Below are 15,712 nucleotides of genomic sequence, written 5' to 3'. Positions count from 1 at the left end.
CCATTATCATAGTATTCAAATGCTTCGCAACTCGTCCCTGAACAAACACCCCGCAGGTGGCAACTTAGCGGTTTAAGAGACTGCCGGTGTAGCGGAGCAGCTCGTTGGCGCAAACGGGACAATAGCCATGCTCGTCAATCAATCGTTTCGTCACTTCGTTGATCTTCTTCAGTTGGGTTGCATCGGGGGTCTTGGTGGAGGTGGTGATCTTGACCACATCCTTCAGGTCGGCGAACAGTTTCCGCTCTATGGCTTCCCGCAGACGTTCGTGCGAGTTGTAGTCAAATTTCTTGCCGCGTCTCGCATAAGTGGAGATACGAATCAGAATCTCTTCCCTGAATGCTTTCTTCGCGTTTTCCGAGATGCCGATTTGTTCCTCGATGGACCGCATCAGCTTTTCATCCGGGTCGATCTCTTCTCCGGTAATCGGGTCTTTGATCTTCTGCCAATTGCAATACGCTTCCACATTGTCCAGGTAGTTTTCAAGAAGTGTCTTGGCCGATTCTTCATAGGAGTAAACAAATGCCTTCTGCACTTCTTTCTTCGCCTCATCGTCATACTCTTTGCGGGCGATGGAGATATAGTTCAGCAGTTTCTCCCGCTCGTCCCTGGTGATGGACGGATGTTGATCCAGCCCTTCCTTAATGGCTCTCAATACATCAAGCGCATTGATGCAGGCGGTGTCTCTTCGAATCAATGCACTGGAGATGCGGTTGATTACATACCGCGGGTCGATTCCGCTCATTCCCTCGTCCGGCGATTCCGCACGAAGTTCCTGAACGTCTTTTTCCTTGAATCCTTCCACCGAACTGCCGTCATACAGGTACATCTTCTTCACCAGGTCCATGCCCTGTTTTTTCGACTCTTTCAAGCGTGTCAGGATGGAGAAGATGGCGGCTGTTCTCAGTGCATGGGGCGCAATGTGAACGTTCTTGAGATCGCTTTGCCTGACCAGCTTTTCGTAGATCTTGACTTCATCCGTCACTCGCAAATTGTAGGGAATCGGCATCACAATCATGCGCGATTGCAAGGCTTCGTTTTTCTTGTTGGCGATAAAAGCTTTGTACTCTGTTTCATTCGTGTGGGCGATGATCATCTCATCCGCCGAGATGAGAGCAAAGCGCCCCGCCTTGAAGTTCCCTTCCTGTGTCAGGGACAGCAAATGCCAAAGAAACTTCTCATCACATTTCAGCATTTCCTGAAATTCCATCAGCCCGCGATTGGCTTTGTTCAATTCGCCGTCAAACCGGTAAGCGCGCGGGTCAGACTCCGAACCATACACCGAAATGGTGGAAAAGTCGATACTCCCCGTCAAATCGGCAATATCCTGGGATTTCGGATCGGATGGAGAGAAGGTTCCGATCCCGACCCGCTCATCTTCCGAGAAGAGGATCCGTTCCACCAGGACGTCTTCAATCTTCCCGTTATAATCCTGCTGCAGCCTAATCCGGCAGGAAGGGCAGAGGTTTCCTTCAATCCTGACTCCAAGCGCCTGTTCAAAATCGGGGCGCAGCTCCTGGGGGATCAGATGCAGCGGTTCTTCGTGCATGGGGCACCCTTTGATCGCGTAGACCGCCCCTTCATCCGTACGGGAATACCGTTCCAGCCCTCTTTTTAACATGGTGACAATGGTGGACTTGCCCCCGCTGACCGGCCCCATCAGCAGCAAAATCCGCTTTCTGACATCCAAACGCCGTGCCGCGGAATGAAAATATTCCTCCACCAGCCGCTCCAGCGCCACATCGAGTCCAAATATCTCACTCTCAAAGAATCTGTAGTGTTTGCGTCCCTGTTCATCTGTGTCAATACCGGCAGATTCGATCATATGGTATATACGGGAATGTGCGGTTTCGGCAATCTTCGGATTTTTGCGGACCAGGTCAAGATAGTCGACAAACCTTCCTTCCCAGGCGAGTTGCTGTTCCTGAGCCCTATATGCATTCAACTTTTCGAGAATGTCCATCCTCACTCCCCCTGAGTCAAAAACTCCCCGCATGTGACCAGAAGCGCGTCACTCTGTGGGGGCTCCAATAAATCCATGCCAGTCCGGGTATTCTCACCAGGGAATCCTATGCCGGTTGAAAGGCCCTTGCCTTAAACTCCTGGGTGCCATTATGCTTTTGATCAGTATATTGTGGAAATCCTGTTTGTATAACTATTTGTATGCAAGCTCCCCTTGTCCGTTTCCAAGGGAAGGGGCTTTTTCTTTGGGACAGGAAGTGTTTGCAGATGGGGAATAAATGTGGTAGGGTGAGGTAATAGAGTGAATAGGGGTGTGGTGAGAGATTCGTGCGTCAGGATAAAACAAACATGATATTCCAGGCCGCCATCGACATTTTTTCCGATCGCGGGTTTGACAGAGCGACAATGGATGACATTGCTGCCCGCGCCAATGTCGCCAAAGGAACGATCTATTATCATTTCAAGAGCAAGGAAGACTTGTTCCTCTTTCTGGTGGAGGAAGGAATTGATCTGCTGCAGGAGTCGGTTCGGGAAATGATCCGGCCCGAGATGAAGGGGATTCAAAAATTGGAGGCCGCCATCCGGCAACAAATCGCTTTCTTCGATCATTACCGGGATTTCTGCATCATCATGCTGCGGGAAGGCTGGGGTGCGGAAGAACGGCAGAAAGAGTTCCGTCGAATGCTCACCGAATACATTTCCCTGCTGGAAGAATTTATCCGTCAGGCCATGGAAGAAGGAGACTGCAGACAAACAGACCCGGAATCCGCCGCATGGACGGTGTTTGGGGGAGCCGCCATCACATCTTTGCACCAACTGTACAGCCGGAAGATCTACAAAACGGACGAGCTGTTCAAACAGACCAGCTCCATTCTATTGCAGGGATTGAGGAAATAGATAAGGGGCCCGGCAGCGGCCCCTTTGTACAATTATAACACGATTCCCCGTTCCTTGAGGTTGGTCTCCATGGCCATCCTCATATTCTCAAGAGCTTGGACCGCGCCGGAGTAATTGCCCGATTCCTTGTACAGATCGCCCAGCAGTGAATAGGAGTATGCAAGGTCCCGCGGCAGATTGGCCCGCGTGAAAAAGTTGACCGACTTCAAAGCGGCTTCCATTGCATCTTCCAACTGTCCCATCTCTTTGGCAGTCTTCGCCCATGTACGGTACAAAGCAGCCTTCTCCGCCTCGTCCGCCGCTTTCTCAAGTGCCAGTTGACAATGATATCGGGCTTTGTCAAACTGCCTTTCGCGCAGATAAATGTTCGAAAGAGCGCCATGCACAGATGCGAACCGGTCGCCAAATCCGTACTTTTCGTACTCCTCCAGACACTGAACAAGAGCATCAATCGCCTCCTGAACCCTACCCGCTTCCGCCTTCAGAACGGCGTTCATCTCCCGGATCCGGATCATCGCTTTCAGGTCGTTCAAGCTTTTGTTTATGCTGAGAGCATGCTCAGCATAAGCGGTCGCTTTCTCGTATTCACCCGTTTCCCGGTACAAGCGGCTGAGGTTCAGATAAGTATCGGCGATTCCCTTCAGATCGGAGGTGCCGGATAGCAGTGTCATTGCCTTCTCATACGTGGACTTCGCCAGATCCATCTCACCAAGATCCCTGTGCAGCGCAGCCAGATTCCGGAGCAAATCGGCCCATTCCAGTGAATTGACAGGTTGCGTTTCTTCCAACAAACGATTGGCCCGATTCCAGTGGTAGATGGCCAACCGGTAATTGTGCCGCTCTTTCTCAAGCATCCCCATCTCCTTCAGGATTTGCACCATGGCGGAAGTATCCCGTTTCATGAGAGATGCCGACAATACTTCTTCCAACATTTCCAGCGCTTCTTCCAGTCTGCCCACACTGCGATAGCAGAACGCCAGTTCCCGCTGAATCTCCTGTTGGTGCATGGGCAGGGACTGGCCGTCCGCGAGAGTCTCCAGAATGGAGATGGCCTGCCGCGGTTCCCCCGCTTCTATCAACGCTTTCGCAAACCGGAAGGAACTGATTTTTTCGCTTTGCAGCTGCATGTCGGTCAGGAAATATTCAATCGGTGTCTCCAGCTTGTCCGATATCCACTTCAGCAGTCTGTGAGACGGATTGGCTTTGTCTGCCTCAATCTGCGAGATCATGCTTGGCGTTACCTTACCGCCGCCCAGATCTCCTTGGGTCAGACCTTTTTGCATGCGAAGTTCACGAATTTTCTGGCCAAGAGTTTTGGTCATGGGTATCCCCGCTTTCTAAATACTGGTATTTTTGCTGTTAGTCAGTATTAACGGGGTTAAAGATTTTCATACATGAAAAAGAGCCGCCAAAGGCGGCACCCTTATTCAACATCAGTTACCGGGTTGGACCCGGGGTCGTCTTCACACAACCCGTGCCCCTTTGAGATCCGGCAGTCCCTTGATAAACTCAAGCAAATTTTCCATGGTGCCTTGCTGGTGAATAGGATCGCTCAGCAGGTTCCGTTCAATCAGGCAGTCGGTGACCAGATACGTTTGCATGCCCAGTTTGCCGGCAATCATGTCCTCAAACCCGTCGTTGCCGATCATCATGCACTCATCGGGCTTCCTGCCGATCTTTTGCAGGATTTCCTTGTAATAGCTGAGGTTTGGTTTACAGAAGTGCATCTCTTCCAAGGTGGTCACCAGCTCAAAGGGAAGGTCCTCAATGTTGGCCCATTTCATCCTCGCTTCAATTGCCGCTCTCGGGAAAAGCGGGTTGGTCGCCAACACCACCGAATACCCTTTCTCCATGGCAGTCTCAACCGCCTTGCGGGCCAGTGGGGTGGGGCTGGTCAAGTGGCTCAACTGATGGAACTCCCCTTGGTAGAAGTCGACCAGGATCGGCCAGATCTCCTCTTCCCGAATTCCGCTCTTGCCCAGGAAATCCTCCTTGAAGACCTGCTCGTTGGTCCTGGATGCGTCGTCGCTTCGAACCATGGCTTCGGTGGAGGCCCATAACTGTTTGATGAACTTGTCCTGGTCTATCAGGTGCATCACGCGGGGAATCAGGTGTTTGAAATAGCCTTTCGTAAAATGATCGTTATCCATGGGCAGCAGGGTGCCGTCCAAATCAAACAGCAAGGTGTTCAGCATATCTTCCACTCCTCATTCTACCTCAAATCCGGGAATCCCAACTGCCTGAGCGCCTCAAACACCACAATCGCTACCGCGTTGGACAGGTTCAGGGAACGCGCCCCTTCAACAAGCGGAATGCGAATGCAGGTGTCGAGATTCGCCTGAATCAGGTCGTCCGGCAGCCCCTTGGTTTCTTTGCCGAACACAAAAAAATCATCGGGCCGGTATGTAAAATCGGTATACCGTTTCTTCCCCTTGGTGGAGGCATAAAAAAAGCGCCCGTGCGGATATTTGGCCTGCAAATCCGCGAAACTGTCGTGATAATGCAGGTCCAGAAGGTGCCAGTAATCAAGTCCGGCACGCTTCAATTGCCTGTCGTCGGTGGAAAATCCGAGCGGGCGCACCAGGTGCAGGGTAATGCCCGTAGCGGCGCAGGTTCGTGAGATATTGCCCGTATTCGCGGGGATTTCCGGTTCTACAAGTACAATATGCATGATGAAAACGGACTTCCTTCAACTGTAATATCTTTAAGATTACCTCAAACCCGAAAGGGGTTGCAACTTGCTGCAACTGTTACTCTTTTTCCTTGCTTTTGTGGATCCACCCTTGTTCATAGGCATAACTTGTCAATTGAACCCTGTTCTCGAGATGCAGCTTTTGCATGATATTTTTCAAGTGGTTTTTTACCGTATTCTCGGAGATATAGAGGTTTTCCGCTATCTCACGGTTGGTGTGTCCCATGGCAACCCACTCCAATACTTCCTGTTCACGCTCCGAAAGCGGGGTAACCTTGGATGATTGCCGTTCCCTTTGGGTGAATTCGTGCAGCAATTTTACCGCCAGTTCCCGCGACATAGGCGTCTCGTCAAGGGCCACCTCTTTCAGATATCCAAGCCACACGGAAGGTTCCAGATTTTTCAGCAGATACCCCTGGGCCCCTTTTTTGAGAGCTTCAAACAGATCGGCAATATCGTCAGAGACGGTAATCATGATAATCTTGACGGAAGGATGCCGTGCCTTGATTCTCTTTGTCGCTTCCAGGCCGTTCATCAAAGGCATGTTTATATCCATCAAAATCAGGTCGGGGTCCAACCGGTCTGTCATCTCAATAGCTTCAATCCCGTTATGAGCTTCCCCGACCAGATCAAACTGTGAGTCAAGCATGAGAAGTTCCCGAATTCCTTCTCTGGCATGTTCATGATCATCGGCTACCAATACCCGAAACGTCACCCGGCTCCCTCCTTCCTTATTTCCAGGCGGGTCCATCCGTCTTTGGAATAAACGGTAAACTTCCACCCCATTTCAGCTGCCCGCTCCCGCATCATTCGCAATCCATAACGGGACGGATCTCCAAAGGGGTCCCCCTGAATTCCCTGCCCGTCATCTTCCACCACAAGGCTCCAGCCACCAACTTCCGTTCGGAAGAGAATTCGAACCTGTCGTGCATGGGAATGCTTCCGAATGTTCATCAAGGCTTCCCGTACGCAGGAAACAATCTCCATTTTATCCTTGGGCGACAGCATCGTCTCCAGTTCACCGCTCTTATCCCAATCAAGGGTTGCCTGCAACCTGCTTTCCTCTTCAAAATTTCTGACGAAAGCCCTGATCGACTCCTTCCAGGGTGCCACTGTGGCGGCAGGAGGCAACCGCAAGTTCGAGATGGCCTGCCTTACATGATCATGGACTTTGCGAACCGTCTCCTTGATACCCCGTATCTGTTCCTTGTGTCCATCCGGGCAGTCTTCTTCCAGTTTGTGAGTTTTCACCGACAGGAGAAACAACGACTGCGCAATCCCGTCATGCAGTTCCCTCGCAATTCTTTCTCTCTCCACCAATACGGCCTTGTAGGCCCGTTCCCGGTTTAATTCATCCTGCATCTGTTCCATTCGCCTGAACAGTTTCATGGCCAGCCACAGTGTCACTACAAATACAAGCAGCGCCGACAACCAGTTGCCGATACGCATCGAAATAAACGGATGCAAATATTCATGCCTTACGTACTCCCAAACCTGAATCGTGATCATGGGAATCAAGATAATCATCCATTTGATCTGCCTGTAGGACATCCCGCTCCCCCTTCCATTCCTTTTATAATACCAAGAATTGTTTTAAAAAATAGCCCACTCGGGTAATTCGCAGTCAAAACGAAACCTGATAGAGTAAAAATGTCCAAAGGGCGGAGGGAAATATGACACGAATCGGAACTTGGCTAGTTGTGTTGCTGTTGACGTTATGGGTCAGTACAGGCACTGTTTCTGCTCATGCAAACTTGACGGGAACCGATCCAAAGGACGGGGCGGTCCTGGACGAAAGCCCCGAACAGATTGTTCTGGATTTCAATGAGTTTTTGGAACGAGAGGCAGTGGATCTGGAGATTCTTGATGGAAACGGCGTTTCGGTGACCCCGGTTGAGATTCGCATTGCAAGGGATAACGCCAAGCGGATGCTTACAGACGTTCCTCCGCTGAAGGAAGGTACCTACACGGTCAGATGGAGTGTTCTGTCCGAAGACGGGCATCCCGTAACTGACTCTTTCCGTTTCTCGGTAGGGAAAGAAACATCGGAAGCGGTACCCGTATCTCCAATTAAGAATCAACTTGCTAATTCTGTGGAACCGATCCTGCTTGTCCTTCGGTTTCTTGCTGAGTCGATCCTGTTGATTGCAGGCGGTTTCTTATGGTTTTCCTGTTGGGCGGGCAAACGAGGCTTTCCTGATTTGGTTTCTTCGCTATCGAAACTTCGAATAGCAGGGTTGATCCTGCTTGCCACAATAACTGCGGCAGAATTGCTTGCTTACCTGACTTACCTGCCGAATTCCATCAGTGCATCCCTGCTCCGTGCGGGAGATTGGTCAGCCCTGAAGCAAATTCCCTTTGCCGTGGTGCTGGTAATCCAATTGGGACTTCTGGCATTGCTCGCCCTGCCTCAGATGCAGAAGAGTTGGTACCTTGGTCTATGGGCAATGCTTGTCGCCAGTTTTGCTTTCAGTGGTCACGCATGGGGTGTGGAACCGGTTTGGCTTGCCCTGTTGTTCCGTATCCTGCATTTGCTTGCGCTGGCTTTATGGCTTGGCGCGATGAGTTGGCTAGTTGTCGCTCTAATGCGGGAGAGTCGTGTAAACCAGCCGATTAACCGTGCGGCACTGCGCCCCTTTTTCGTGAAGGTTGTGTTTGCAGCTTCTGCTATGACTGTTTTGTCCGGGATCGTCATGACCAATATTCAGACAGACTGGTGGATACTGACGGCAAAGGCCGGACTCTGGTCAACTCTGTTGCTGGGAAAAATCGGCCTGGTGCTGGCCATGCTGGGTCTCGCATTACGGCAAACCCTGCAGTGGAGAAAGAATTCTCGCTTGTTATCACCATGCTTGCTGCAATGGGAGTGGATAGCCGGAGTTCTCGTTCTGGCTGCCGGGGTCTGGCTGAGTCAAATCAAGTATCCTTTGCCCTAATCAAAAAAGTTTCATAGACAAAAACATTTAGCGGAGGGAATCGAAATGACAATGCAAAAAACTGCAGCCATTCTTGTACTTGGTGCATCCGTTCTGGTTTGGAGCGGCACGGCAAGCGCCCATGTCACCGTCTGGCCGAAGGAGTCCAAATCGGATTCCTACGAAAGATATACCATTCGGGTACCCGTTGAAAAAGAGACCAACACAACGAAAGTACGGATTGAATTCCCACAGGGGGTTAAGGTAGGTACGGTGCTTCCCGTTCCAGGCTGGAGTTATGAATTTGAGAAGAGTGGTGACGGACAATTCACCGCCATTACATGGACCGCGACAGCCGGCGGAATCAAACCTCACGAGTTCATGGAGTTTGGCATTTCCGCCAAGAATCCGAAGGAAGCCGGCACCCTTATCTGGAAGTCCTATCAGACCTATGCAGATGGTTCGGTTGTGGAGTGGACGGGCGCTCCGGATGCCAAAACACCGGCTCCCACAGTCACTTTGAAAGAAGCAGAGAAAGACACCGATTCCCACGGGAGTCATAATGACAATTCCCAAGACACAAAGAAGGAAACGGTCCCACAACCGAAACACGAGGCTGGCAAAGAGAACGGCGCTTCCGCAACAAACAGCAATCTGGGGCCATGGTTTCTTTCCGGAGCGGCGCTTCTGCTCTCGCTCATCGGTTTATTCCGCAAGAAAGCCTGATACGCACATGATAAAGGGGGCTCCCAGTCAGAGCCCTTCACAGGGTGCTTCAAAGATGCGGCTGTCCACAAGGGAAAGCGCATCTTTGAAGTCTCAATCAAAACGCATCCTTGATATGAAAAAACCGATACTTCGTCTGCTCCGTCCAGGCGTAGCTGTCCTTGTAATCCCAGTACCTTCTTTGGCTGGCCACGGTGTGGGCATTCACCAGCGGCATGCCTTCATGGTTAAAGTCCACCACGATTGTGTTATGCTGCCACATTCCGTCACCTTCCCAGTCGTAACAGATTACGTCCCCGATTTTTAACTGTTGCGGGTTTGTCACTACTGCTGCACGGCCCGACCCTTCCAGATACCATCTGAGGGCGTGGGCCACTGCCCAGCTGTAGCTCCAGGAGGCATTTCCCCCTTGATGCCGGTACCACCAGCCGCGGTCTTTCCGCGGATTGAAAGCCATCGGCATGCCACCCGCATGCATGCATTGGGACACATAGTTTGTACAATCCACTTCAAACTTCTTGTATTGAGGATTGAATCCGTTCCACCAAAGCTCCGCGTACCGCTGCGCTTTCCTTCTGTCATACCGGGCCTGACGGGTGCCCAACTCATGGTCAAAGGCGCGGAAATCCAGCTGGCCCTTGATCAAGCTTCTTTCCTCTTTTTCCCCGATCGAATCGAGCTTCTCAATCTTCCACCTGCCTTCCGAATGATCAAGGGTCACACGAATCGGCTGCAGCCTCGCCTGGTGATCGACTTCCACCCCGTCATTGTAAATCCAGGTCATCTGTTCCAGCAGGTCAACTCTGATTTTTCCATCCCTGACCGGTGTTGTTTTCAGGATCTTCACATTGGTCCGACTCTTGCGGTATTGCACACCCCGGGCAAGGGCCGATCGTCGCAGAGCTTCAATATCTTTCAAACAAGCTCGGATGGCTTCCGGCCGGCTGGCCATCTTCACCAGATTCTCCCCGTCTCCGGTCAGCCACGCCTTGTTTTTGGCTTCATAAAAATTCCGGATTGCTTGTCGCCACTCTGTATTCACCACGGAGCCCTCCTTCAAGCGATTAGTCTAAAATATGCAGGGGCACCTGGCGTGGTGAAATACCCATTTATCAATTCCTTTCGTTGTGGTATACTATTGTGTGAAACATTGTTCCATATAATGAAACTTTTGACTCTTGCGGGGAGGTGTTGTCATGGAGCGGGATAAGGGTACTGTTAGGGCAGTGGAAAGGGCTTTGGACATACTTCTTTGCTTTTCCGGTACCGAAATGGAATTGGGGTTAAGTGACATTGCAAAAAAAGTGGGCCTGCACAAAAGCACGGTGCACCGGTTATTGGCATCACTTGAGAGCAAAGGGTTTATCCGCCGCCATCCGCAAACGGAAAAATACAGGTTGGGCTGGAGCGTGCTGGAACTGGTCAGCAACGTCTATCAGTCCGACGATCTGGCGTCTATTGTTGTCCCCGAGATGACACACCTTCGTGATGAAGTTGGGGAAACGATTTCCCTATACATTCGCGCCGGAAAAGAACGCATTCGAACCCAAGCGGTGGAAAGCAACCAACCGGTTCGACGTGTGGCCAACATCGGGCAGCGATTCCCGCTTTATATCGGTGCCTCCGGGAAGGTTCTGCTTGCTTGGGCGGACCCACTGTTCGTCCAGGAAGTGATGAATGATCCCAATTGGCCGAAAGAACTGTCCAAATCCGACTTTAAGAACAAACTGGCCCAAACGCGGGAGAATGGATATGCAATCTCCATTGAGGAACGGGAGGCTGGAGCGGCTGCCCTGGCCGTTCCCATCTTCGGACGGGATAATCAAATTGTGGCTGCCTTGTCCATCTCAGGTCCGGTCGACCGTTTTACCCCGGAAGCCGTAAAGCGATTCATTCCGGCAGCCCAGAAAACAGCCACACTGATCGGCAAAATGTTGACCCGATAAGATTGAGTAACGCATGCACCATGGCCCCGGTTGGGAAGGCTATGGTGCATAAATTATCCTAACCGGCGTTGTCAGTTTGCAGGAAACTCGTGAGCATTTTGTATAGAGGTGGAATCTATGGAGAAGAAAACTGTAGTAGTAATGGAAGGCGATCAAACCGGGCAAGAGCTTCTGGAAGAAGCGTTGCGCGTGCTGGATCCATCCGTTACCGGACTGGATATAGAGTTTCAACGTTTTGATCTTTCCTTGGAGAATCGCCGTGCAACCAACAACCAGATTGTGCATGATGCAGCCAAGGCCATGAAGAATACCGGTTATGGAATCAAAGCTGCCACCATCACACCGGAGACCCCTGGAGATGTAGGTTCCCCCAACGCTATATTGCGGAAAGGAATTGACGGAACTGTTATCATCCGTACCGGCCGTCGAATTCCCGGCGTCAATCCGCTTCCTGGAATTCACGCCCCCATTTCGGTCGTTCGCATGGCGGTTGATGATGCATATGGTGCAAAGGAATGGAGGGAAGGGGAGGGGCTTGACGAATTGGCTTTCCGTACGGAGAAGATCAGCCGTCGTGTATGCCGCGGTGTTGCCGAATTCTCCTTTATCCAGGCCCGCCGGATGAGGGCCAAAGTGTTTGGCGGACCGAAATACACAGTATCCCCCGTCTATGAAGGAATGCTGAAAGAAGAACTGGACCGGGCAGCTGCCAAGAACCCGGACGTTCGGTATGAACCGCAGCTGATCGATGCTACATATGCGCTGCTGCTCAATAGTTATGGGGAACCGCTGGTGATTCCGGCGCTCAACCGGGACGGCGACTGCCTGTCCGATCTGGTGCTGCAGATGTTTGGATCGATTGCCGGTGCGGAGTCCCTGTTGATTGCGTTTGACGAACACTACAACCCGCAAACGGTGATGGCGGAGGCACCGCACGGAACCGCACCGTCCCTGTTCGGGAAGAATGTAGCCAATCCGATGGCGATGATCCTCGCCGGAGCGGCTCTCCTGTCCTTCTTCCAGGACGAACAGGCGGATCGGGTATCCCGTGCCATCTATGAAAGCACGCTGGAAGCGATCGTCGAAGGAACCCGCACCTCCGACCTTGGCGGTTCCACAGGAACCCGCGAATTCACCGACGAAGTGATCCGTCGGGTGAAAACCAAGCTGGAAGTCTGGAGCACGTTGGCTTAGAAAGAAAAAGGGCTGTAGATACCTACTTATGGGCACAGCCCTATAGCCTCGTCATTCAATTAAGGGATTTTGAGGGATTTATTTTGTGTTATAACTCTCAATTCCTAAAGTAAGGGATTCTGAGGGACTTATTTGGCTCTTTTACACCCCTCGCCCCCTTAACCCCCGGGGATAAGCGTCTAGAAATCCCCTATTATAAAAATTGCCCGCCAAAATCTAGAAATAAGTACCTCAAAACCCCTAATTTGTATGCAGGGGATGCCCCATGAATGGATCAGCCCGTCTTTTTTTATCGAATAAAGGATTTCCACTCTAAACCAGCAAAAATTCCAATTGCGTTTTTTGCATCTTTACAATTCCTTTTTATTCTTTCTCCTTTGATATACTGTTGATTCAACTAATAGGAAAAACACGTATAACCCCATCAGAATAAGCGAGGCGTTAGTAAATCCTTCATGATAAGCCTTAAACAACTGTTGAGACCAGCCATCGTAACCAATAATAAATGTCGCAAGGTTATTAGAAGTAGAGATACCGTCATAGATGCCAGGAATGCGGCTTTGACCATAATTCTGCCCAAGAGCCCCGGTAGCCAGGGCAGAAAAGATTAGTAAAATCAGAGTCTATCGAGATAAGGGATATGATACACCGAACCTTCTGAACAAGAAATAGACCAGGGGTACCGTTAAGATTAGAGTGTATAGAAAAATGGCCATAGAATCACCTCATAGTTCTAAAAATAAGGCTGATAATCAGTCCTACCAAACCAAACAACAACAAAGACCCAGCCAAAAGGCTGGGTCCTCTTATCCACTAACTTACTTTCGGATCCAAACCGCGCCGGCGGAGTTGTCTTTCGCTTCGCCGATCACCTGGATCTTCAGGCCGTATTTCGGTACTTTGCGGCCTGCATCAGGGATCTCGCTGTTGATGTAGGACTGAGAGTCATCAAACTTGGTCACGCCATCCGCACCGGAAGATGTGATGTGACCCCAGGTCGGATGAGTGTAATCCCAAGCCGGAGCTTGATCATAAGAGAACGCAGCGTCCGCAATTTGGTAACGGGTTGAATTTGCCGTAGTCTTTTGACCGTTCACATCGAAGTAGAGAACATTGTGAGCGTGGGAATCCACAACCCCAAGGAATCCTTCGCCCGGATGAATGCCTACCCAGTTATCCAGATAGCTGTCGTCGCCGTACCAGATAACGAGACCGGTGTTGTACTTCGCTCCGCGCGCATATTGAAGAGCGGCGTCGGCACCCGCATAGTTTCTCCACTCGAGGTAGTAATAGTGTTTCTTATAGTCGATGCCGTTGGATACACGGAACCCGTTCAATTCAAACTTCGGAGTTTCTTCCGCGTCATCGGAAAATACGACATTGCCGTCGACCGTCAAAGTTGCATTGTCCAGGGCAAAACCGTCATAAGCCAAACCGCCGTCAGTTACGTAACTAAAGCGAAGCTTCACTTTCTTTCCCGCAAACGGACTCAAATCGTAGGACTTGTCCACCCACTGACCTTTGGAAGATTCTGCACGGGCATCCCCGTCGGTGTCCTCATCGCCGATGACGTCGATCTGATTCAATTCGGTGCCGTTCTCGTCCAATACGTCCACATACAGGAAATCATAATCGTATTCAATGTCAAAGTAAGCTTTGTAATCAAACGCTGCCTCTTTGGCATATACCAGATCAAATACCGGGGTGGTCATTTCGGTATGCAGACCGTCGCCTTTGGTGCTGTAATAGTATTGTTTGCCAAAGGCGGGGTCAATTCCCTTAACCGGTTTATCGGGCAAGTTGACCTTGACGATGCCCGGCATTTTGGATTTGGTTACGCTCTGGTCGATTAGGAAAGCCTTTCCGATGCTGTCAATCTCGTCATAATTGATTTCTTTGATCTTCGCCCAGTTGCCGCCCATCGTCTTCTGGAAGAATTCTTTATTCTGCGGGCTGAAACTTACGGGTGCGGTACCGGCAATCTTGCCTGCCCAGCTGCCGCCGCTCATGATGGACCATACGCCAACCGGCTCACCTTGCCCGCTGTATAGAGTGTCATATTCATCAGGCAGCCCCAGGTCATGTCCAAATTCATGGGCGAACACGCCGACTGCCCCGTCTTCCGGCTGAATGGTGTAATCAAATGCTGCCATCTGGCCTCCCCAGTAATCCACTTTTGCGGTGGTGTTGGGAACTGCATAGACACGGCCAAGTGTCCAGCGATGGGACCAGATCGCATCGTCACCCAGTTGACCGCCGCCCGCTTCCTGACCGGTACCCGCATGAATGATCATCAGGTGGTCAATCAGGCCGTCCGGCTCATTTTGATCGCCGTCACCGTCAAGGTCATAGAGATCAAACTCGTCAAAATCAGCAAGGTTAATACCGCTTGCAGCTGCCGCATTCAATGCATCCCTTACCAGATCCCGCGGACCTTTCGGCGCCAGGTTGTCGTGGCCGCCCGCCGGATTGTCATCCCCATACTCCCTGGCGGTGCCGGGAACCGTCAACCAATCGGACACAACCCCATCAACGGTATAGCTGCCGCCCGATTGTTCTTCATAGTATTGCTTGAAGGTTTGCACCCTGGAGCCGTCAAACAGCGTAAAGTTTTCGTCGCCAAACATCAGTTTCTGGTAATGTTCGCGGTTGAAATCTTCCGCCCACATGAAACCGGGACGCTGTTCCACGTTGTTATGTTTAAAATCACTGAACTCCGTAAGCAACACGAGGACTTTGTCTGTACGTACCGGACCGTTATAGGAAGCTTGCCTGGCTTCCGGAACGGGGATTCCCTTCTTCTCAAGCTGCTTGTCCAGTTTGCCGTCCAATATCTGGTCGATCTTCTTGTCGGCAAGTTTCTGCTTGATCCGTTGTTTCTGTTCTTTGATAAATTCCTTCGCTTTCTTCTCGATCTCATCCGGACGTTTGAAATCTTGCGCAGGAGCAGCTTCCGGCGATTTCTTTACTATGTAGTTGTTCATGGCTTTTTTCACCTGTTCGGCAGATGCGTTTGCCGGTATAATTCCCCGTTTTTTCAATGCTTCTGCAAGCAACTCTTCCGGAATGATGTTCGGATCGACGGGTGCGGATTCCAGCAGCGACCCGTTCTTGGCCGCTTCAGCCGTTGGCACACTTGCGACGGGAAATGCCAGAAGAGATCCCATCAAGGCAGCGGCCAGTGTGGATGATACCAACTTCTTCAAGCTATTCGTCCCCCTTTGTTACTGCGATTCAACTAAACTATATAATAGTTTCCAGGAAAATAATAGATATAATTTTCGATTTTTTTCGACTTAATAGTTAAATATTGTAAATTAAGCGCACGCATCCTGCCGAATCCATTTTCGCACCTGCTTCATAGCTTATAGCAGGGAGGT

General features: G+C 50.9%; 13 protein-coding genes. 5 read left to right on the top strand and 8 right to left on the bottom strand.

Annotated elements, in window-relative coordinates:
* Positions 1 to 64: 64 nt before the first annotated feature.
* Positions 65 to 1,963 carry a PrkA family serine protein kinase gene (locus EFBL_RS19390; protein WP_096184265.1) on the bottom strand — a complete coding sequence of 633 codons (1,899 nt, stop codon included), beginning with the start codon at positions 1,961 to 1,963 and terminating at the stop codon, positions 65 to 67.
* Positions 1,964 to 2,310: 347 nt separating this feature from the next.
* Here EFBL_RS19390 and EFBL_RS19385 point away from each other — a divergent pair, with 347 nt between their 5' ends.
* Positions 2,311 to 2,859, top strand: coding sequence for a TetR/AcrR family transcriptional regulator (locus tag EFBL_RS19385; RefSeq protein ID WP_165912626.1), 549 nt, complete (start codon positions 2,311 to 2,313; stop codon positions 2,857 to 2,859).
* Positions 2,860 to 2,891: 32 nt separating this feature from the next.
* Here EFBL_RS19385 and EFBL_RS19380 read toward each other — a convergent pair whose 3' ends face one another.
* The 5 genes from EFBL_RS19380 to EFBL_RS19360 form a co-directional block, all read right to left on the bottom strand.
* Positions 2,892 to 4,181 (bottom strand): helix-turn-helix transcriptional regulator, encoded by a 1,290-nt coding sequence (locus EFBL_RS19380; protein ID WP_096184262.1) that lies wholly within the window; start codon positions 4,179 to 4,181, stop codon positions 2,892 to 2,894.
* 141 nt (positions 4,182 to 4,322) lie between these two features.
* Positions 4,323 to 5,054: an HAD family hydrolase gene (locus EFBL_RS19375; protein WP_096184260.1), complete on the bottom strand. Its 732-nt coding sequence runs from the start codon at positions 5,052 to 5,054 to the stop codon at positions 4,323 to 4,325.
* A 17-nt stretch (positions 5,055 to 5,071) separates the two neighbouring features.
* Positions 5,072 to 5,530 carry a tRNA (uridine(34)/cytosine(34)/5-carboxymethylaminomethyluridine(34)-2'-O)-methyltransferase TrmL gene (gene trmL, locus EFBL_RS19370; protein ID WP_096184258.1) on the bottom strand — a complete coding sequence of 153 codons (459 nt, stop codon included), beginning with the start codon at positions 5,528 to 5,530 and terminating at the stop codon, positions 5,072 to 5,074.
* Positions 5,531 to 5,609: 79 nt separating this feature from the next.
* On the bottom strand, positions 5,610 to 6,302 hold the full coding sequence (locus tag EFBL_RS19365; protein WP_096184256.1) for a response regulator: 693 nt from the start codon (positions 6,300 to 6,302) through the stop codon (positions 5,610 to 5,612).
* A complete protein-coding gene (locus EFBL_RS19360) occupies positions 6,263 to 7,102 on the bottom strand; it encodes a sensor histidine kinase (RefSeq protein ID WP_096184254.1) in 840 nt (279 codons plus the stop codon). The genes EFBL_RS19365 and EFBL_RS19360 overlap by 40 nt, the downstream gene beginning before the upstream one ends.
* A gap of 122 nt (positions 7,103 to 7,224) precedes the next feature.
* Between EFBL_RS19360 and EFBL_RS19355 the strand changes: the two genes are divergently transcribed.
* Both EFBL_RS19355 and EFBL_RS19350 read left to right on the top strand, forming a co-directional pair.
* Positions 7,225 to 8,487, top strand: a complete 1,263-nt coding sequence (locus EFBL_RS19355; protein WP_096184253.1) for a copper resistance CopC/CopD family protein — start codon at positions 7,225 to 7,227, stop codon at positions 8,485 to 8,487.
* Positions 8,488 to 8,532: 45 nt separating this feature from the next.
* A complete protein-coding gene (locus tag EFBL_RS19350) occupies positions 8,533 to 9,192 on the top strand; it encodes a YcnI family copper-binding membrane protein (protein ID WP_096184251.1) in 660 nt (219 codons plus the stop codon).
* Between the two features lie 97 nt (positions 9,193 to 9,289).
* On the opposite strand, the gene EFBL_RS19345 is transcribed toward EFBL_RS19350, so the two are convergent.
* Positions 9,290 to 10,234 carry an amidase domain-containing protein gene (locus EFBL_RS19345; protein WP_096184250.1) on the bottom strand — a complete coding sequence of 315 codons (945 nt, stop codon included), beginning with the start codon at positions 10,232 to 10,234 and terminating at the stop codon, positions 9,290 to 9,292.
* Between the two features lie 154 nt (positions 10,235 to 10,388).
* Here EFBL_RS19345 and EFBL_RS19340 point away from each other — a divergent pair, with 154 nt between their 5' ends.
* Both EFBL_RS19340 and EFBL_RS19335 read left to right on the top strand, forming a co-directional pair.
* Positions 10,389 to 11,138 carry an IclR family transcriptional regulator gene (locus EFBL_RS19340; protein WP_096184248.1) on the top strand — a complete coding sequence of 250 codons (750 nt, stop codon included), beginning with the start codon at positions 10,389 to 10,391 and terminating at the stop codon, positions 11,136 to 11,138.
* Positions 11,139 to 11,255: 117 nt separating this feature from the next.
* On the top strand, positions 11,256 to 12,332 hold the full coding sequence (locus EFBL_RS19335) for an isocitrate/isopropylmalate family dehydrogenase (RefSeq protein ID WP_096184246.1): 1,077 nt from the start codon (positions 11,256 to 11,258) through the stop codon (positions 12,330 to 12,332).
* Positions 12,333 to 13,150: 818 nt separating this feature from the next.
* Here the strand turns inward: EFBL_RS19335 and EFBL_RS19330 are convergent.
* Positions 13,151 to 15,499, bottom strand: a complete 2,349-nt coding sequence (locus tag EFBL_RS19330) for an immune inhibitor A domain-containing protein (protein WP_096184366.1) — start codon at positions 15,497 to 15,499, stop codon at positions 13,151 to 13,153.
* Positions 15,500 to 15,712: the final 213 nt, after the last annotated feature.

Source organism: Effusibacillus lacus (genome assembly GCF_002335525.1).
In the GTDB taxonomy this organism is placed as follows: Bacteria; Bacillota; Bacilli; order Tumebacillales; family Effusibacillaceae; genus Effusibacillus; species Effusibacillus lacus.
Note: the sequence above shows the minus strand (reverse complement) of the source record. Positions and strands in the feature narration are given on the sequence as shown.